This window comes from Bacillus cereus group sp. N21 (assembly GCF_016483395.1).
In the GTDB taxonomy this organism is placed as follows: domain Bacteria; phylum Bacillota; class Bacilli; order Bacillales; family Bacillaceae_G; genus Bacillus_A; species Bacillus_A pseudomycoides.
Genome location: NZ_JAEHBX010000004.1, coordinates 164110 through 182713 on the forward strand (window position 1 = coordinate 164110; position 18604 = coordinate 182713).

An 18604-nucleotide genomic window follows, 5' to 3' on the forward strand; every position below is an offset into this window, starting at 1 on the left:
ACATATTTAACTAATTTTTGAATTTTCTACAGCATCTATCTTATGAAATCCTTTTAAGTAATATACAACTACCAATGCAATTAACCAAATTGGACCAACAATTAATGCAATTCGTGTATCCTCTGAATAAGCCATAATCCCTAATACTAATGTAAGGAAACCGAGTGAAAAATAAGAACTTAATGGATACAAAGGCATTTTATACGTTAAATTTTGCTTAGTTTGTGCTGGTAATCCTTTTCGGAATCGGATTTGGGTAACTAATATGATCCCCCATGTCCAAATTGCGCCGAACGTTGAAATACTAGTAAGCCATGTAAATACTTTTGCAGGAACAAGATAGTTTAAAATAACACCAGCTAGTAGGACGAAAGAAGTTGCTAAAATTCCTTTACTTGGAATCCCATTTTTATTCAAACGGCCGAACTTTTCAGGTGCCTTTTTTTGTTGCGCCAATGTAAATAACATACGTCCCGTACTAAATAGACCACCGTTACAAGAAGAAAGAGCCGCTGTTAAGACGACAAAGTTAATAATCCCTGCTGCTTTTGCTATACCAATTTGTTGGAATGTTAATACAAATGGACTTCCTTTATCTCCAAGTTCATTCCATGGATAAATTGCCATCATAACAAATAAGGCTCCAACGTAGAACAGTAAAATACGCCAAAATACGTTATCAATTGCTTTTGCGAGTGTTTTCTTTGGATTTTGTGCTTCACCAGCTGTGACACCGATGAGCTCGACTCCTAGATAAGCGAATAAAACCATTTGTAAGGAAAGAAGTAACCCAGAAAAACCATTTGGAAACCATCCGCCGTGTGACCAAAGATTTGAAATACCAGTGGCGATACCATCATTTCCAAATCCAAATAAAATAATTCCTGTACCAATTACGATCATACTGATAATTGTGACAATTTTAATTAAAGCAAACCAAAATTCAAGTTCCCCGAATACTTTTACAGATAAAAAGTTAAATGCACTCATTAATACGAGAGCCATTAATGCCCAAATCCAGCGCGGGATATCCGGGAACCAAAACTCCATATAAATTCCAGCGGCAGTGATTTCTGCCATACAAGTAACAACCCATAAAAACCAGTAGTTCCATCCAGTAATATAACCTGCTAACGGCCCTAAATAATCATGTGCATATTTGCTAAAAGAACCAGCAACAGGCTGTTCAATTGCCATTTCCCCAAGAGCGCGCATAATGAAGAAGATAACGAGTCCAGCAATCATATAGGCTAATAGAATAGAAGGCCCGGCTAATTTAATAGCGGAAGCGGATCCTAAAAATAGTCCTACTCCAATAGCTGATCCAAGAGACATCAACGTGATATGCCGTTGTTTTAGACCGCGGTTTAAATTTCCTGATTTGTTTGTGTTTTGCATAAGAAGCCTCCTTGTTGGATGAAAAAGTTTGAATACGCTCACTTGATGTTTAACTATTTTAAATTATAAAACATTTCTTTCTGTTATGCTACAAAAATAGTCGATGTATGCTGTACTATATCTATATTTGTCAGACCTAAACTTAAAATTCGAACTATTATTGAATATATTGACTCTTCTTTTTATTGGTTGGTAAGATTAAGTATTACATTTTCTCATATAATAGTAAGAAAAGAATGTGTGATAATAATTCATTGTGTAGGAAGGGTACTTAAGCATGTTTCAATTACAAAAGTATAACACTTCTGTGAAGCAAGAGATTTTAGCTGGCATCACAACGTTTTTTACATTTGCGTACATTCTTGTCATCAATCCGAAAATATTATCTGATGCAGGTGTACCTTTTGATCAAGCATTTACGGCAACCATTATTGCGACAGTTGTCGGAACACTATGTATGGCGTTTTTAGCAAATTATCCGATTGTCATTGCTCCAGCAATGGGGATGAATGCGTACTTTGCTTATTCTGTTGTACAAAAGGCAGAAGGCATTACATATGTCATTGCGTTTTCAGCAGTATTTGTAACAGGTATTATTTTTCTTTTACTATCCTTCACATCATTTCGTCAAAAGCTTATTGTAGCAATTCCAGATAGTTTAAAACAGGCTATTGCGGGTGGAATTGGGTTATTTATTGCTTTCATTGGTCTTCGTTTATCCGGGATTATCGTTGATCATCCATCTAATTTAGTTACAATTGGAGATTTTCATTCACCAGCTGTTATTTTAACACTAATTGGTTTAGTGTTAGCAGCAGTGTTAATGGCATTACGTGTGAGTGGTGCACTATTTATTAGTATGATTGTGACGGGCATCATTGCCTTTTTTACAGGGCAACTTAAGTTTGAGGATAAAATTGCAGCTATCCCTCACCTACCAAAGGGAATCATTGTTTCAAATCCGATGACTGCGTTATCTGATGTGATTGAATATGGATTATACGGAGTTGTGTTTTCATTTTTACTTGTACTGTTATTTGATACAACCGGTGCCTTGCTTGGTTTAATTAAACAAGCTGGTTTAAGTACAGATAACACTGAAAAACGTTTCGGTAAAGCATTTATTGCTGATGCAATCGGTGGTACAACGGGAGCAGTATTCGGGACAAGTCCGACAGCAGCAACGATTGAATCATCAGCGGGAATTGCAGCAGGTGGTAAAACAGGATTAACAAGTATTGTAGTAATCTGCTTAACGATAGTTACTGCATTTTTCAGTCCTGTTATTGCCTCTTTATCAAGTGTAGCAGCAATTACTGCTCCATCATTAATCATTGTAGGAAGTCTAATGGCACAAAGTATTCGCGATATTAACTGGAATGAATTTGAAGATGCATTACCGGCGTTTTTAATTTTCGTAGGGATTCCATTAACATCTAGTATTGCGAATGGAATTGCACTTGGATTTTTAATCTATCCTATCTTAAAGATTGTGAAAGGGAAAGGGATGGAAGTTCATCCGCTTCTTTATTTCTTTGCGATTTTGTTTGGATGTCATTTATTTTTATAATGAGATAGAAAAAGGTACTCCTCATAGGTAGTACCTTTTTTCGTGTATAATAAGGTAAAACTTTTATTCGTAGAAATAGATAATTCGTTATGAAGAGAGAAATTGCATTTCAATAATAATGGAATATATAAGTTACAATTAATAGTGAAGGAGGGGCATGGATTGGCTGTAAGTAAAATAAAGGTCGCTCGTGTTCAGTTAGATTTAACACAACAACAATTAGCAGAAAAAGTAGGAGTTACACGGCAAACGATTAGTTTAATTGAAAAAGGAAAATATAATCCTTCTTTAGATTTGTGTTTAAAAATTTGTTATGCCGTAAATCAAACGTTAAATGATTTATTTTGGGAGGATAAGGAGTGAAGGATATCGATGAGGATCGTGAAAGATGAACGCTTAATGATTCAAGGGCTAAAACATACTAGAATGGCATTTGTTTTACAAAACCTTGTGATATTAGGTATGGTTTTTTACCGTTATGTCATAAAAGGAGTGGGATATGAAGGCGGAGAACCGGTGAAACGAAGCTATTTTTTAAAATTGTTATTGCTCCCTATTACACTTGCAATTGTAATTATGGGAATTAATATGATTGTAACACCAAATGCTTCTTTAAAGGGCACAGGACTAATTGGTCTTGTTGTATTTATTTGTTTCTTGGTACCATCGTTATATGCTTACAATTATAGAAGAACAATACGATCTGAAGAGGATGAATGAGACATAGAAAAACCTTCCGCGCATATGGAAGGTCTTTCTATGTCTTTTAAAGAGAAAATATGAAGAATTCCCCACCTCAAGCTCGTGTAGAGGTAGGTGAGGGTAGTTCAATTCATAATGTTTTATACATTAATTTATGAAGTCCAATCGGATGTATATCGAATATTTCACCATGCTCAAGGAATCCTAATCGTTTGTAGTAATCTGTAACGGTAATACGAGCATTACACCATAATATCTCTGCTTGACGCTTTTTTAAGATTACTTCAGCTTGTTGGATTAATGAGCTACCGGCATGTTGTTTCCGAAAGTTAGGTACTGTAGCCATGCCTCGTAAACGATAGTGATGGTTACCCTGTAAGGAAGGGGGTATTTCATGAGAGAACGAAGCAATGCTAATGAGTTCGTCATTTAAGAAGGCACCGAGATGAAAGGAGTTTGTTTCGTAATCAGATGGGTATTTACAATCTTCCAACTGTTGAGTTGGACGTAAAATTTTTTGGCGTAGTTCGTATGTTTCGGAGGCGTCAATACATTTAATTGTAACCATACATAATCCACCTTTCTTATGAAGCTTTTTCTATGAGTTGTAAAAAGAAATAGGCCGGCGCAACACAAAGGCCTAATATGCTACAAGTACCAATAATAAGGGAAAGAAAGAGACAAAAGTATTTCGTTCCATTTGGCTTCTTCCACCCATAGCTGCAAATTTCAATGCTAATACCGATGAGAATAATGGCTGCAAGTACCTCTGCTAATAATAAAAGAGCTAAAGTTGAAATAGACATAGTGTGATTCATCCTCATAATTTATGATAGTAATATTTTACCATAAGGAAGTAAGAATCATAAGAAAAAAATTAAAAGTATTATGGTTTAGGGAAACAAGGAGTAATTGTTTTGTGTTATTTTTTACATTTCGATTTAAAAAGTCCCCTCTCAATTTTGAAAGGGGACTTTTTGCTATTCTAATATGCTTTTCATTGTATCAATGTGCTCTTTTGAGCCTGTTACAAGAAGTGTATCACCATTTTGTAATTTTGTATCACCATGTGGTATTAACGCTTTGTTACCACGGTAAATTTGGATGATGAGTACGTCACCTAGGAATGGCAAGCGACGAAGTGGTAAACCGTTATATGTATTACTACGTAATTCCACTTCGCGAACCGTTTCATTCGCAGTCGTAATTAAACGAACGAGACTCGGCTTATCAATGAGTGCACGTAATAAAATGCGTGTGGAGTTAATCGTCGAGAATACAGCAATATGCTCTTGCGTTGCTTTTTCCTGTAAAAGAGGATCTTCTACACTTGCAATGACATACTCAACGCCTAATTCTTTTGCGTGTTCTGCTAATAATAAGTTTTGCTCATCATCACTTGTTGCAACGACAACTCGATCGGCATCGAATGCTCTTTGTTCCTCCAATAAGTCTATCGTAATTGTATCTAGTTTTACGATTGGGAAGTCATGAGATTTTGCTTCCTCGGTATTTACTTTATTTTGACGCATCATGTATAGTGTTACATCATAATCTTCGCGTTTTAAATCAAGTGATAATGGAAGAGTGATTCGACTTGCACCAATAATAGAAACTCTTGGTTTTGGTGTTTCCACTTTTGGAAACATCTTTTTAAATAGTACAGGTGCAAAAATACATGTAATAACTGCACTCAAGATAAGGGAAGCAGACAGACTTGGACTAATAATATTTAACTTTTCACCAATTTGTGCTGCGGCAATAACTAAGGAAAGTGTAGATGTTAATAAAATAGCACTTCCTAATACGATATTATGTGGGTACCATTTTCGCAGTACGAGTGATGGTAATAATTTTGAAATAAAGAGTCCAACAATTAAAATTGGAATCATTAACATACTAGAAGGCTCTTTAAAAATAGACCATACTTCTAGATTAACACCAACCATTACAAAGAAAATTGGAATGAAGAAACCATATCCGATGGAATCGAGTTTTTCAACCATATCTTCATTTGGTGATAATAAGGATACGAGTACACCTGCTAAAAAGGCTCCTAAAATGTTTTCTGCACCAACAGATTCAGATAATCCGACTAGTATTAAAATAAGCGCAAAAACAGCACGTGTGTCAATTTGTACACTACCAGCTTTTAGGCTTTCCAGGTATGGAATATTTTTAAAGCGTCTTGCAACAAAGTAAATTACAATACCTGCCCCAAATAGAACGAGAAGAAGCCACATGCTCTGACCGCTTTCGGAGTTTAATCCAACGAAAACAGCGAGTAAAATCATTGTAACTAAGTCCGCAATAACGGCGACTAACAAAATAATTTGACCGATTGCTGTTTTTCCTAAGTTGTTTTCTTTTAGTGTTGGGACAACAACACCTAAAGAAATCGTTGAGATAATCAATGTCATGAACATCGCGTTATCTACAAATCCAAGCCATACAAATATAAGTGATAGGGCATAGGATAAGATGAAAATAAATAAGAAGATAATGCTTGCTGCTTGGAACGTATTGGATTCATTCGTCTTATTCTTTTTCCCTTTTTGTTTAAAGATAGAAAAATCAATTTCTAAACCGCTTAAGAACATTAAGAAGATAAATCCTAGCGTTGATAAAACTTGTAGCCACATATCTGGCTCGATAATATTAAATCCACTTTTTCCTACAAAAATTCCTGCAATAATTTCTGCAACAACGACAGGAAGTGCTTTTAGTTTAAAGCGTTGTAACAAAAGGGGAATGAAAAACGCGATTGCGACAACAATCATAAGTGATAGGACTGAGGAATGGTGTTCCACTGCGTTCTCTCCCTTCAAATAATATAGTACTCATTTTAGCCATATTATAGGAAGAAAAGCAATGCATGTGAACTCGATTCCATAAAGAAAGAGTTTTCTTAACATTTGTCATAATAAGTATAGGTTTCATGATTATGTTTTAATTGCCGTAATGTGGATGATAAGAGAGGGGAAGAGAAAATAGTACGATAAATAAAAAAAGACTGCTGAAATTACCTCAGCAGTCTTTTTCATGTCCATTACATAGAGAAGAAAATCCAAACTGTACCAACAACCGTTACTGCAGCGATGAAAAAGTGGAATACGATTGTGATTGTTTGTATTACTCCTTCGCCTTCTGTCATGTGCATAAACATAACAAATTGCAATGCTGCTTGTGCCACAGCCATTACAAGAATGGCTGTTAAGATTGTTGAAAGTGGCAAGCTTGTATATAACGTTACATATACAGCGAGGAACGTTAATGCAAGCGATAAAATAAATCCGAAAACGTGTGACCATGGAAAACCGCTATGTGCGTTTGCTTGAGTATTGTTTTGTCCCATTATTACGCCACCATCCCATTCAAGTAAACTAGTGTGTAAATGAAGATCCAAACAACATCAAGGAAATGCCAGTATAAGCTGATAATAAACACTTTACGAGCTGTAACTGGTGTTAAACCTCGTTTTAAAATTTGGATAACAACACAAGTTGCCCAAATGATACCAGCTGTTACGTGGGCACCATGCGTTCCAAGAAGAACGAAGAATCCAGATAAGAATCCGCTTGTTTGGATTGTTGCGCCCTCTGCAACATAAGCCATAAACTCTTCAACTTCAAAGAAAAGGAAGCCTGCACCTAAAATTAATGTGAAGATGAACCATCCTAACATCGCTTTTTGGTTGTGCTTACGCATTTCATGAATTGCGATACCGCATGTAAAACTACTTGTTAAAAGTAGGAGCGTTTGAATTAAAAGGGTTTTAAGTTCAAACAGCTGAGCTGGTGTAGGGCCATCAGCCGTACGACCAGCAAGTACTAGATAAGAGGCGAAAAGTGTTGCGAACAGCACGATTTCAGCCCCAAGAAAAATCCAAAACCCTAAAATATTCAATCTGCTTTGTTCGGATTGATATTCTAGAGGTAAGCTTTTATCTAAAGCCGCCATTTCGTTTCACCTCTCATGCAACATGTTCTGTCTTTTTAATTTCATCTACGCTAACGTAATATCCGTCGTCGTAATCAAACGAGCGCCAGATCATACAACCTAACATACCAATACCACCGACAATTGCTAACCAGAACCAGCTAAATACTAATGCAAAACCTGCAAGACCGATAAGACAAGACATAATGATTGGAACGCCTGTATTACTCGGCATATGAATTGGTTTCAATTCTTCAGGTTTTGGTGTAATAGTTTCGCCGTTCTTCTTCATTTCCCAGAATACATCGCTAGACTTAATTTCTGGTAATTTTGCGAAGTTGTAATGTTGTACTGGAGATTGTGTTGCCCATTCAAGTGTACGAGCATCCCAAGGATCTCCAGTTACATCGCGCTCACCATGACGAATGCTATAAACTACGTTGTAGCATAATAAGGCGAAGCCAATTGCCATCATTACTGCACCGACAGATGCGATTTGGTTTAATCCGCCCCATCCAAGGTCTGCAGAGTAAGTGTACATACGACGAGTCATACCATCTAAACCTAAGAAGTACATTGGGAAGAAACAAATGTTAAATCCACTCATAAAGATCCAGAATGTCCATTTACCAAGGCGTTCATTTAGCATATGACCAGTCATCTTCGGATACCAGAATGTAAATCCAGCAAGCATCGCGAATACTGTACCAGCGATTAATACGTAGTGGAAGTGAGCGATTAGGAAGTAGCTGTTATGGTACTGATAGTCAGCTGCTGCCATCGCAAGCATAACCCCCGTAACTCCACCAATTACGAAGTTTGGAATAAATGCCAATGACCAAAGCATTGGAACTGTAAAACGGATACGACCTTTATAAAGCGTAAACAACCAGTTAAAGATTTTAACACCGGTTGGGATCGAAATTGCCATTGTTGAAATCGAGAAGAATGAGTTAACTGCTGGTCCTGCACCCATTGTAAAGAAGTGATGCAGCCATACAAGACCACTTAGAGCTGCGATTGCAACCATTGAATAAACCATTGCGGTATATCCAAATAAGCGTTTACGTGAGAATGTACTTACGATTTCAGAGAAAATACCGAATGCCGGTAAAATAACGATATATACTTCAGGGTGACCCCATACCCAGAACAAGTTCGCCCAAAGCATTGGCATACCGCCGCTTGCCATTGTAAAGAAGTGAGCATCAAATAGACGGTCGAATGTCATTAATGCAAGAGCAACTGTTAATACTGGGAATGCAAAGATGATGATGACACATGTAATTAAAATAGACCAAGTAAACATTGGCATTTGCATTAATTTCATGCCTGGTGCACGCATTTTTAAGATTGTTACCATGAAGTTAATCCCTGTCATCAGTGTCCCGAGACCTGAAATCTGCAATGCAATTGCATAGAAGTTATTTCCTACTCCAGGTGAGAACTCTGTACCAGCCATTGGGAAGTATGATGTCCACCCAGCGTCTGGAGAACCACCGATAACGAAGGCGATGTTAAATAACATAGCACCTACGAAGAATAACCAAAAACTTAATGCATTTAAGAAAGGATATGCAACGTCACGTGCTCCAATTTGAAGAGGAACAACAACGTTCATAAGTCCCATAACAAACGGCATTGCCATGAAGAGGATCATAACTGTACCGTGTGTTGTAAATATACCATTATAGTGTTCAGCGTTTAAATATGTTGTGTCAGGGAACGTTAACTGGGCACGAATCATTAATCCGTCCATACCGCCACGGAACATCATTACAATTGCTGAAATGATATACATAACCCCAATTTTCTTATGGTCAACAGAAGTTAACCACTCATCCCAAAGCCATCTCCATTTTTTGTACTTTGTTAGCACAAAAAGGATCGCTAACGTCACAAGAACAATAGATACGTCCGCTCCATAGATAATCGGATCGCCTGTGACAAAAAATTCATCAAGCTTCACTATATTCACTCCAATCTGTCGGAATATTCGTTATTACTTTTTGTTTTTGTAGTAGTTGTAATCACAATATTCAAGTGATTTTGGATCTACGTATTTTAAATGTGTATTAGTGAATGTCATACGCCCTACTACACCAGGTTTAATGATTTCATTGTATTTTTCTTCTGTAAGTGGTTTAGCAGTTTCTTTTACTTCTTTTACCCACTTGTCATACTTTTCTTTTGTTTTTGCTTCAAGCTCAAATTCCATGTCAGTGAATCCTTCACCAGAGAAGTTTGCGCTACGGCCAATGTAAGAACCTGGCTTATCAGCCTGTAGATATAAGTCCATAATCATGCCATCCATTGTGTATTTCATACCACCAAGCTCTGGAATCCAGAAGGCATTCATTGGACCAACAGAAGTTAGTTTAAATTGAATTGGTACACCTGCTGGTACATTTAAATAGTTAACGGTTTCAATATTTTCCTCTGGATAACTGAATAACCATTTCCAGTTGGCAGATGTAACGTAAATTTCAACTGGTTTCATATCTTTTGTTTGCTCTGGCTGCTTTTCCGATGCAAATGTTGCTTTTACTGTTGGGATTGACAATGCAATCACGATGATAACAGGGAAAATAGTCCAGATAATCTCTAAAAGAGTATTACCGTGTATATCAGGTGGCTCATAGTCCATATTTTCTGGTTTTTCACGGTAACGAATCAAGATGACTGTAAACAAGATAAATACAATTGCAATAATCAACGACATGAGTATGAATGACCAAACGATTAAATCATACTGTGTTTTTGCAACAGGCCCCTGCGGATTTAATACTGCAAGTTTTTTATCACAGCCACCGAGGAACAAGAGTAGTGATAGTGGAAGAAGCGAAGCCAACTTCCAAAATTTTTTTTTCAGTTGCACGATTGAAAATCTCCTTTCTCCTTGGATTGAAACTATGCCAATAAAACAATATAAACCTATTAATTTATAGAAGGCAATAGGTTTTGTTATATTGTTAAAAAATAGACACAAATGCACACTTTTTACGGTGAATATCATTTGCAACTTGATAACATTGTAAACTTTTTTTTTGATGAAAACATGATTGTAAAAATTTTAAGATAAATAAAGTTATACCAACATATCCAAGAAATAGAAAAAAACTATCTTATCATAGGATAAAATAGTTGAATATTTTATATATTTAGTTTATTCCTCGTGTAATATTTCGTTGCTTTTCAAATGTGACAACTTTTTTATATTTAATTTGATACAAGATGTAGCAAATAATCATAAATGGAATTCCGCAATAAAGTGCGATACGTTGATCCGGTATAAAAGCTAAACTAACGAATGTAATGAAATTTAAAGAAAAAGCAACAATTGGAACGATTGGATAAAGCGGTGTACGATATTTTAAATCGTTTATATTTCCGCCATTCTTTATAAAATCTCTTCGAAAGGAAAATTGTGAAGCAGCAATTGACATCCAGACGACAACTGCTGCCATCGCAGCAATTGATGTTAGTACTAAAAAGACTGTATCTGCTGCAAATACGCTTGTTAAAAGCGAGAGACTTGCAAAGACTAAGCTGAAAATTAAAGCATTCAGTGGTATTCCCTTTTTTGTTAATTTCGCAAATGCAGGACTTGCCATACCTTGTTTTGACATAGCCCAAAGCATACGTGAATTCGCGTATAATCCTGAATTTGCTACTGATAGTACAGCAGTAATAATGACAAAATTCATAATGTCAGCCGCATATGGAATACCAACTGTATCAAAAACAAGTACAAATGGACTTTCTACAAGATTAGCCTCCTGCCATGGAAGTAAACCAACAACAACAGCAATTGCTAGTACGAAAAAGAATAAAGTACGCCAAATTGTATTTTTAATTGCTTTTGGAATTGTTTTTTCAGGGTTTTCACTTTCACCTGAAGCAATTCCAATTAGTTCGGTTCCTTGGAAGGAATAATTTACAGTAATCATTGTGAGAAGAACAGCTAAGGCACCATTTGGAAATAATCCACCATTTTCGGTGAAGTTATGAAGCATTGGTGCGGGTTGCCCATTGAAATCTAAGAAACCAAACATAACAGCGCCTCCAAGTATAATGAAGACAACAATTGTTGAGACTTTTACACTGGAAAACCAAAACTCCGTCTCTGCAAATGCTTTTGTTGATAAAGCGTTTACAAGAAAAAGGATTACTGCAAATGTAACACACCAAATCCATGAAGATACGTCTGGAAACCAACGCTTCATTAAAATGCTAACAGTCGTTAGCTCTACCCCAACTGTAACAGCCCAGTTTAACCAATACATCCAGCCAACGACAAATCCAAAACCAGGTGAAATAAATTTGCTTGCATAACTTTGGAATGAACCTGCTTCTGGCATGGCAACGGATAATTCGCCAAGACAGAGCATTGTTAAATACATGACGAAACCACCAACTAAAAATGCAAGGATTGCCCCACCAGGTCCGGCATTATGGACGATTTGTCCTGATCCCATGAATAATCCCGTACCGATGACACCTCCGAGCGCAATCATAAAAAGGTGTCTGCTTTTCATTGTACGTTTTAAACTAGTTTGTTCTGTAGTTGTTTGATTCATATTCCCTTCACCCCGTACTTTTCTCTTGTTTGTTTTACTCAATGAATATTGAGCTTGCTTCGTTTCGCTAATCATCAGTGGGGGATAAAAAACATACTGATTGTAGTTTTCTTTATGTTCCTATACGAATGGATTACGTATATTTTCTGGGTGCTTGAGTAGTCATAAAAACAACAACGAAACGATTAGTGTTCCTTGATTTTTGTTTTGTGAATAAAAGAAATTCAATTTCTTTAACTACATTAAACATTTTCAATTCTAGCAAAATATTCTGAAAATGTATATTCATTTTTCTTTTTATTACAAAAAGTTAGAATTTTAAAACAGTTGAATTGAATAATAATTCATATAATCTTTCTAGCAAACTAGGTAGAAGAAAGGTACAATAAAAAGGATAGTGTTTGATGAAAATAATGATGTAATGGAGTTTTGCATATGTTTAAAAAATTCAAATATATATGTATTGTAGGAATTATACTTGTTGTTGCTATTTTTGTAGGGAAAAATAAAATTCTTCAAAAAGTACAAGCGTTACGAGTGAATTTTTTGTTTGATATGAAGGAAACAGCTATGATTGAAAATGTTCCATTTATAAAACAACTTCCGGAATTACAGCGAGGTTGTGAGGTTACGAGTTTAGCAATGTTATTGCAGTATAAAGGTGTACAAGTGGATAAGATGCAACTTGCAAGTGAAATCAATCATGTTCCATTTAAAGAAAATAATCTTCGAGGAAATCCTCATGAAGGATTTGTTGGAAATATTTATACGAAATCCGAACCAGGTTACGGTGTTTATCATGGGCCGATTTTTAAACTTGCAGAAAAATATGTACCTGAAAAAACGATTAATTTAACTGGAAGAGAGATTGAAGATGTATATAAAGTCATTAGTTCAGGCTCACCAGTATGGGTAATTGCAAATACAACGTTTCAACCGCTAGCTGAGGATAGTTTTGAAACCTGGAATACAAATAACGGTGATGTGAAAATTACATATTATGAGCATAGTGCAGTAGTTGTTGGGTACGATCAAAACTTTGTATATATGAATGATCCGTTAGCTAACAATCCGAATAAAAAAGTATCACGTTCTGAATTTGAAAAAGCGTGGGAACAAATGGGAAAACAAGCAATTACTATTTTATAAAAATAAAAGCTATCTAATGTTAGGTGGCTTTTATTGTAAGTTAAATATTCTGAATATTGTTTATTTTGTTTTTGCTTCGAGCTATAATAACGTTTAGCTTAGTGAAGAAAGGAAGAGGATAGATGGGTGAAATCAAAGATATTGTTCTTTCTAAAGAACGATTAATAAAATGGAGAAGGCATTTTCACAGATATCCAGAGTTATCTTTTCAAGAAGAAAAAACATCTCAGTATATATACGACATACTTCAAACAATTCCTCATCTAGAAATTTCAAGGCCGACAAAGTACAGCATGATGGCAAGATTAATTGGTGAACAACCTGGAAAAGTGATTGCAATTCGTGCTGATATGGATGCCCTTCCAATTCAAGAAGAAAATCAATTTGAATTTGTTTCTACATATCCAGGAGTGATGCATGCATGTGGACATGATGGTCACATTGCAATGCTCCTTGGCACTGTATATGCGCTCGTAGAGCAAAGGGAAAAAATTAAAGGGGAAATTCGTTTTCTATTTCAACATGCTGAAGAAAATTTTCCAGGTGGTGCCCAAGAAATGGTTGCAGCAGGCGTGATGAAAAATGTGGATTATATTATCGGGGCGCATCTTTGGGCTTCTTTAGAAGTTGGCAAAGTTGGTGTGATTTATGGTCCAGCGATGGCAGCGCCTGATGTATTTAAAATATCAATAGAAGGAAAAGGTGGACATGCGGGTATTCCGCATGAAACAGTTGATAGTATTGCAATCGGTACACAAATAATTACGCAGCTCCAACAAATCGTATCGCGTCTTACGAATCCGCTAGATTCTCTCGTTTTATCTGTAACGCAGTTTCATGCGGGAACAACGCATAATGTAATTCCAGAACAGGCAACAATTGAAGGAACGGTAAGAAGTCTGAAGCATGAATTACGAGAACAAACTGCGCAGCGAATTGAAAAGTTTGTTAAACATATTACGGAATCTTACGGCGCAAATTATACATTTTCATATGAGTACGGCTATCGTCCAGTTGTAAATGATGAACAGGTTACGCAATTTGTTGAAAATACAGCACTAGAGCTTTACGGAAGGGAACAAGTAGTTCGTTTAGAGCCGACGATGGCCGGAGAAGATTTTTCGGCCTTTTTACAAGAAGCGCCAGGCACATTTTTCTTTATTGGTGCTGGGAATAAAGAGAAGGGGATTGTGTATCCGCATCATCATCCTCGTTTTACAATTGATGAAGATGCTTTGCCGATTGGGGTAGAAGTTTTTGTTTCATCTGTTTTGAATTTTATGAGAAAAGGAGATAGTTGAACCAATCGGGCTTTTACGGACAGTTCATCTCCCACCTAACTTCTTTGCTCTCGCTGAATTTTGAGGTGGGAGTGTTACTGTCCGTTAATGCGGGATAAATAATTCATATGTAAGAGCTATCTTATAAAAGAGATAGCTCTTTTTGTATATATTTGTTTCTATTGGCGAAATCTAACTACAACTTGTTGAAAAGAAAGTTAGGTGGGGAATTTGTTAAAGTTAGATGCTAACTTATCTAAAATTACAAAGGAAATTCGAGAAAAGTTAGATTCACCTAATGATCTAACGGTTAGAGAATTTACACTTGCCGGTTGCTCTACACGTTGTGCGGTTGTTTTTTTATGCGGATTAACAGATAAAGATAATATTTATAAGTTTATTATCAGGCCACTTCAATATGAAGAATTACCAAAACAAGCTGCAATCATTCAAACTCTGCTGGATCGTTTCCTTTCTATTACAGAGGTGAGTATTGCAAAAACGTTTCCGGATATTATTAATGCTCTTTTAGCTGGAGATACAATCGTACTAATTGATGACATTCCATCTGCGGTAGTTGTAAACAGTCGAGCGTGGGAAAAAAGAAGCCTAGAATCCCCAATTACAGAGGCACTAATTCGTGGGCCAAGGATTGGATTTAATGAGGATATCAATGTAAATAAAATGCTAATTCGTCGTAGCCTGCGTGATCCGAAGCTCAGGTTTAAATCTTATATCATGGGGGAACGTTCGCAAAAAGAAGTAACTTTAGTATATATAGAAGATATTATTAATCCTTATTTTGTAGAAGAGTTAAATCGAAGGCTCCAATCGATAGTAACAGATATTGTTCTTGAAACAGGAACAATTGAACAGTTAATTCAAGATAATAATTTGTCGCCTTTCCCGCAATTTTTGAGTACAGAAAGACCTGATAATGTAGTCGCCTCGTTGGCGAAAGGAAAAGCGGCAATTTTAGTAGACGGATCTCCTTTTGCTCTCATTGCCCCACTAGTTTTGATTGATATATTTCAATCCGTAGAAGATCATTATGAACGTTGGATAATTGGAACGTTACTAAGGTTTTTACGAATGGGGGCTGGTATTATTGCAGTTTTATTGCCAGCTATGTATGTAGCTCTTGTCTCTTATCATCAAGGGCTGATTCCATCAAAATTGGCTTATTCTATTGCTGGAGCGAGAGAAGGGGTGCCATTTCCAGCTTATATTGAAACGTTTATGATGGCGCTCACGATGGAACTGATAAGAGAGGCCGGTATCAGGCTACCAAAACCGATGGGGCAAACAATCGGAATTGTTGGTGGGCTTGTCATTGGAGAAGCGGCTGTAAGTGCAGGGATTGTAAATCCTTTTTTAGTAATTATCATTGCTGTAACTTCCATTGCTACTTTTTCTCTTCCGGTATATAGCATCACAATTACATTTCGAATTTTATTATTTGTATTCGTTTTAGCTGCTACAGTATTCGGACTATACGGTATTATTTTGGCTGTAATTGCGCTAGCAATTCATCTTACAAATTTAAAGAGTGTGGGAGTACCTTATACCACGCCTATTGCGCCAGCATTCTATAAAGATTGGAAAGAAGAAATTATTCGCTTACCAAAAGCAATGCTTAAGGAACGACCAGAATATTTGCAAACGAAGGATGATACATTACGTCCAAAGGAGCGGGAGTAAATTGAGACCGTTTGAATACGGGGATGAAGAAATTGGATCACGTGAACTCGCTTTTGCGGTATCTTCAACCATTATTGGTACTGGTGCATTGGCAATGCCAAGGGTCATTGCGACACAAACTTTGTTTTCTGATGGTTGGATAATTTTATTAGCGGGTGGAACTATATGTGCATTTTTTGCATGGTTTGTAACAAAAGTTGCGATTTTATTTCCAAAACAAAATTTTGTTGAATATACAAGTGTTTATTTAACAAAACCAGTTACTTACGTATTTAGTGTTATTTTGATTTTGACATTTGTTGCATTGACAGGGTATGAGGTCAGAACAATTTCTATTATTTCACAAATGTATTTATTTAGTGATACGCCTATACAATGGCTTTCTTTTTTCTTTTTACTGGTTGTGATTTACGGAGTAAGTGGATCAAGAGCTGCATTACTAAGACTGAATGTAATATTTTTACCGATTGTCCTAATAGCTATGTTGCTCTTGTCTTTATTAAATATAAATTTAATGGAGGTAGATAGGTTATTGCCAGTATTTCAAACAAAAGTAAGTAAATATGCAGCAGGAATTAAAGATTCTATTTTTACTTTTATTGGATTTGAAGTTGCTCTTTTTTATTCCATGATGTTGAAGGGGAATATAAAAAAAGCTCCTTTGGCTGTAGCCAAAGGAGTAATGGTAACTGTTATGTCGTATATTTTAATTTATGTAACCTGTATTAGTGTTTTTTCGTATATGACAACGAGGGGATTGACGTATCCTACAATTGAGTTGGGAAAGGAAATTGAAATTGGAGGAGGATTTTTAGAACGATTTGACGCAATCTTCTTTACGACTTGGATTATTACGGTTTATAACACAACAGCTATGTATTATGACATTGCTGCTTTATTGTTTTGTGCAATGTTTTCTAAATTAAATAAACATATTTTTATTTTTATAAGTGCACCTATTATTTTTATGATCAATATGGTTCCAGGAGATGTGAGAAAGTTATCGGATTATGGTACATATTTAGCTTGGATCGATATGGGGTGTATCCTATTGGTGCCCTTACTAGTGTTAATTGTATATAAAATAAAAAGAAGGGCTGGTAGAAATGAAACGCCTTCTTAAATTTATATACCTGATTAGTTTGTTATGTTATCTCAGCGCTTGTTCCGAGCAACAAGAAATTGAAGAGAGAGGGTTTGTTGTAGGGGCAGCGTACGATCTTGTAAAAGAAAAAAAGTCCAATCCGGTTATGAAGGGAACATACCAAATGGTTTTGCCCCGTACGCTAACACCACAAGGAGCACAAGGGAATGCGGGGAGTAAAAACTATATTAACATTAGTGCGGTAGCAGATGGAGTTTTTGAACAAATTCGTATCGTTGCTAAAAAAATTAGTCGTGCACTATTTTTCCCTCATATACAAGTGCTAATTTTTTCTAACGATTTGTTAGCAAAACCGTATGTGTTAGAAAATACATTGGATGTATATGTTCGTGACCATGAAATGAGACGGAATATTCGTATTTTTGTTTCTGAAAAAAAAGCAGAGGATATATTAAACCAAAGTGCAAAACCTGAGAATTTACCTGCAAAGTATATTGATATGTTAGTTGACCACGCTCCGAAAAATGCACAGATGATAGAAGCGGCTCGGATTGGTGATATTCAGGAGAAAATTACAGCCAAAAGAAGTTTTGTATTGCCTGTTTTAGGATTGACAAAACAAGGGGTGCAAATGAATGGAGCAGCCTTATTTAGAGGGAAGGATAATAAGCTTGTCGGTAGGTTGAGTGGAGAAAAAACAATAGGATTAAATTATATTATTGGAGAGAAGATGGCAGGTTTTTTTACGATTCGTAAAGGGAATCAATTTGTTACATATGAAATTCATAAAATGCGTCGTAAAATTACTACGTCCGTTACAAATGCTACTAAGCCAAAGTTTGTTATTGATTTATCGTTAGAAGGAACTTTGGCGGAACTGCATTTTAGTGATCATGACCAAATTATGGGAGAGAAGAAACTAAAGCAGTATATTGCAAAAGAGATGGAAAAACGTATTCAAAAAACGATAAAAATTGTACAAAAAGATTATAAGGTAGATGTATTAGGATTGGGAGAAGAATATAAACGTCATGATTATAAAAAGTGGAGCAAAATAAAAAAGAATTGGGATCAAGGTAAAAATTATTTTAGTAATTGTGACATCGTAGTTCGGGTGCATCCGACAATTGAGCATTCAGGTTCTTCATTACCAACTCGAGTGGAGTAGAGGTGTTTTATC

The 18604-nt window shown here is 36.0% G+C and carries 17 protein-coding genes; 8 read left to right on the forward strand and 9 right to left on the reverse strand.

What is annotated here, in order from left to right; genetic code table 11:
- Positions 1-6: 6 nt before the first annotated feature.
- Complete coding sequence (locus tag JDS96_RS03865; protein ID WP_033795885.1) at positions 7-1398, reverse strand: amino acid permease; 1392 nt, start codon at positions 1396-1398, stop codon at positions 7-9.
- 277 nt (positions 1399-1675) lie between these two features.
- On the opposite strand from JDS96_RS03865, the gene JDS96_RS03870 reads away from it, so the two are divergent.
- The 3 genes from JDS96_RS03870 (at position 1676) to JDS96_RS03880 (ending at position 3688) form a co-directional block, all read left to right on the forward strand.
- Complete coding sequence (locus JDS96_RS03870) at positions 1676-2968, forward strand: NCS2 family permease (RefSeq protein WP_003195288.1); 1293 nt, start codon at positions 1676-1678, stop codon at positions 2966-2968.
- Between the two features lie 162 nt (positions 2969-3130).
- Complete coding sequence (locus JDS96_RS03875) at positions 3131-3331, forward strand: helix-turn-helix transcriptional regulator (RefSeq protein WP_016113146.1); 201 nt, start codon at positions 3131-3133, stop codon at positions 3329-3331.
- A gap of 9 nt (positions 3332-3340) precedes the next feature.
- The gene (locus tag JDS96_RS03880) at positions 3341-3688 is read left to right on the forward strand and encodes a hypothetical protein (protein ID WP_199666115.1); all 348 of its coding nucleotides are present in this window, start codon (positions 3341-3343) and stop codon (positions 3686-3688) included.
- A 112-nt stretch (positions 3689-3800) separates the two neighbouring features.
- Here JDS96_RS03880 and JDS96_RS03885 read toward each other — a convergent pair whose 3' ends face one another.
- The 8 genes from JDS96_RS03885 to JDS96_RS03920 form a co-directional block, all read right to left on the reverse strand.
- The gene (locus JDS96_RS03885; protein ID WP_003195282.1) at positions 3801-4238 is read right to left on the reverse strand and encodes a GNAT family N-acetyltransferase; all 438 of its coding nucleotides are present in this window, start codon (positions 4236-4238) and stop codon (positions 3801-3803) included.
- A gap of 16 nt (positions 4239-4254) precedes the next feature.
- Complete coding sequence (locus JDS96_RS03890) at positions 4255-4488, reverse strand: DUF4022 family protein (protein WP_113708546.1); 234 nt, start codon at positions 4486-4488, stop codon at positions 4255-4257.
- 162 nt (positions 4489-4650) lie between these two features.
- A complete protein-coding gene (locus tag JDS96_RS03895; protein ID WP_199666117.1) occupies positions 4651-6480 on the reverse strand; it encodes a monovalent cation:proton antiporter family protein in 1830 nt (609 codons plus the stop codon).
- Between the two features lie 239 nt (positions 6481-6719).
- Positions 6720-7025, reverse strand: coding sequence for a cytochrome aa3 quinol oxidase subunit IV (gene qoxD / locus JDS96_RS03900; protein ID WP_003195276.1), 306 nt, complete (start codon positions 7023-7025; stop codon positions 6720-6722).
- 2 nt (positions 7026-7027) lie between these two features.
- On the reverse strand, positions 7028-7630 hold the full coding sequence (qoxC, locus tag JDS96_RS03905; RefSeq protein ID WP_003195274.1) for a cytochrome aa3 quinol oxidase subunit III: 603 nt from the start codon (positions 7628-7630) through the stop codon (positions 7028-7030).
- A gap of 13 nt (positions 7631-7643) precedes the next feature.
- Positions 7644-9578: a cytochrome aa3 quinol oxidase subunit I gene (qoxB, locus tag JDS96_RS03910; RefSeq protein ID WP_003195272.1), complete on the reverse strand. Its 1935-nt coding sequence runs from the start codon at positions 9576-9578 to the stop codon at positions 7644-7646.
- 33 nt (positions 9579-9611) lie between these two features.
- Positions 9612-10487 (reverse strand): cytochrome aa3 quinol oxidase subunit II, encoded by an 876-nt coding sequence (qoxA, locus tag JDS96_RS03915; RefSeq protein WP_003205897.1) that lies wholly within the window; start codon positions 10485-10487, stop codon positions 9612-9614.
- Positions 10488-10770: 283 nt separating this feature from the next.
- Positions 10771-12189 (reverse strand): amino acid permease, encoded by a 1419-nt coding sequence (locus JDS96_RS03920; protein ID WP_199666119.1) that lies wholly within the window; start codon positions 12187-12189, stop codon positions 10771-10773.
- Positions 12190-12624: 435 nt separating this feature from the next.
- Between JDS96_RS03920 and JDS96_RS03925 the strand changes: the two genes are divergently transcribed.
- The 5 genes from JDS96_RS03925 to JDS96_RS03945 all read left to right on the forward strand — a co-directional run bounded on the left by JDS96_RS03925 (position 12625) and on the right by JDS96_RS03945 (position 18592).
- On the forward strand, positions 12625-13338 hold the full coding sequence (locus JDS96_RS03925; RefSeq protein ID WP_003205901.1) for a C39 family peptidase: 714 nt from the start codon (positions 12625-12627) through the stop codon (positions 13336-13338).
- A gap of 122 nt (positions 13339-13460) precedes the next feature.
- Positions 13461-14639 carry a M20 family metallopeptidase gene (locus JDS96_RS03930; protein ID WP_199666121.1) on the forward strand — a complete coding sequence of 393 codons (1179 nt, stop codon included), beginning with the start codon at positions 13461-13463 and terminating at the stop codon, positions 14637-14639.
- 201 nt (positions 14640-14840) lie between these two features.
- Positions 14841-16319, forward strand: a complete 1479-nt coding sequence (locus JDS96_RS03935) for a spore germination protein (protein ID WP_199666123.1) — start codon at positions 14841-14843, stop codon at positions 16317-16319.
- Position 16320: 1 nt separating this feature from the next.
- Positions 16321-17442: an endospore germination permease gene (locus JDS96_RS03940; protein WP_199666124.1), complete on the forward strand. Its 1122-nt coding sequence runs from the start codon at positions 16321-16323 to the stop codon at positions 17440-17442.
- Entirely contained in the window at positions 17426-18592 is a 1167-nt protein-coding gene (locus JDS96_RS03945; protein ID WP_199666126.1) for a Ger(x)C family spore germination protein, read from the forward strand. The genes JDS96_RS03940 and JDS96_RS03945 overlap by 17 nt, the downstream gene beginning before the upstream one ends.
- The last annotated feature ends 12 nt before the right edge of the window (positions 18593-18604 follow it).

Excerpts from the sequence above, each read along its gene's own strand:
- JDS96_RS03865 (WP_033795885.1), bottom strand. The coding sequence starts at position 1,398 with ATGCAAAACACAAACAAATCAGGAAATTTAAACCGCGGTCTAAAACAA.
- JDS96_RS03880 (WP_199666115.1), top strand. The coding sequence starts at position 3,341 with ATGAGGATCGTGAAAGATGAACGCTTAATGATTCAAGGGCTAAAACAT.
- qoxC (WP_003195274.1), bottom strand. The coding sequence starts at position 7,630 with ATGGCGGCTTTAGATAAAAGCTTACCTCTAGAATATCAATCCGAACAA.
- JDS96_RS03930 (WP_199666121.1), top strand. The coding sequence starts at position 13,461 with ATGGGTGAAATCAAAGATATTGTTCTTTCTAAAGAACGATTAATAAAA.
- JDS96_RS03870 (WP_003195288.1), top strand. The coding sequence starts at position 1,676 with ATGTTTCAATTACAAAAGTATAACACTTCTGTGAAGCAAGAGATTTTA.
- JDS96_RS03925 (WP_003205901.1), top strand. The coding sequence starts at position 12,625 with ATGTTTAAAAAATTCAAATATATATGTATTGTAGGAATTATACTTGTT.
- JDS96_RS03945 (WP_199666126.1), top strand. The coding sequence starts at position 17,426 with ATGAAACGCCTTCTTAAATTTATATACCTGATTAGTTTGTTATGTTAT.
- JDS96_RS03920 (WP_199666119.1), bottom strand. The coding sequence starts at position 12,189 with ATGAATCAAACAACTACAGAACAAACTAGTTTAAAACGTACAATGAAA.
- JDS96_RS03890 (WP_113708546.1), bottom strand. The coding sequence starts at position 4,488 with ATGAATCACACTATGTCTATTTCAACTTTAGCTCTTTTATTATTAGCA.
- JDS96_RS03885 (WP_003195282.1), bottom strand. The coding sequence starts at position 4,238 with ATGGTTACAATTAAATGTATTGACGCCTCCGAAACATACGAACTACGC.
- qoxD (WP_003195276.1), bottom strand. The coding sequence starts at position 7,025 with ATGGGACAAAACAATACTCAAGCAAACGCACATAGCGGTTTTCCATGG.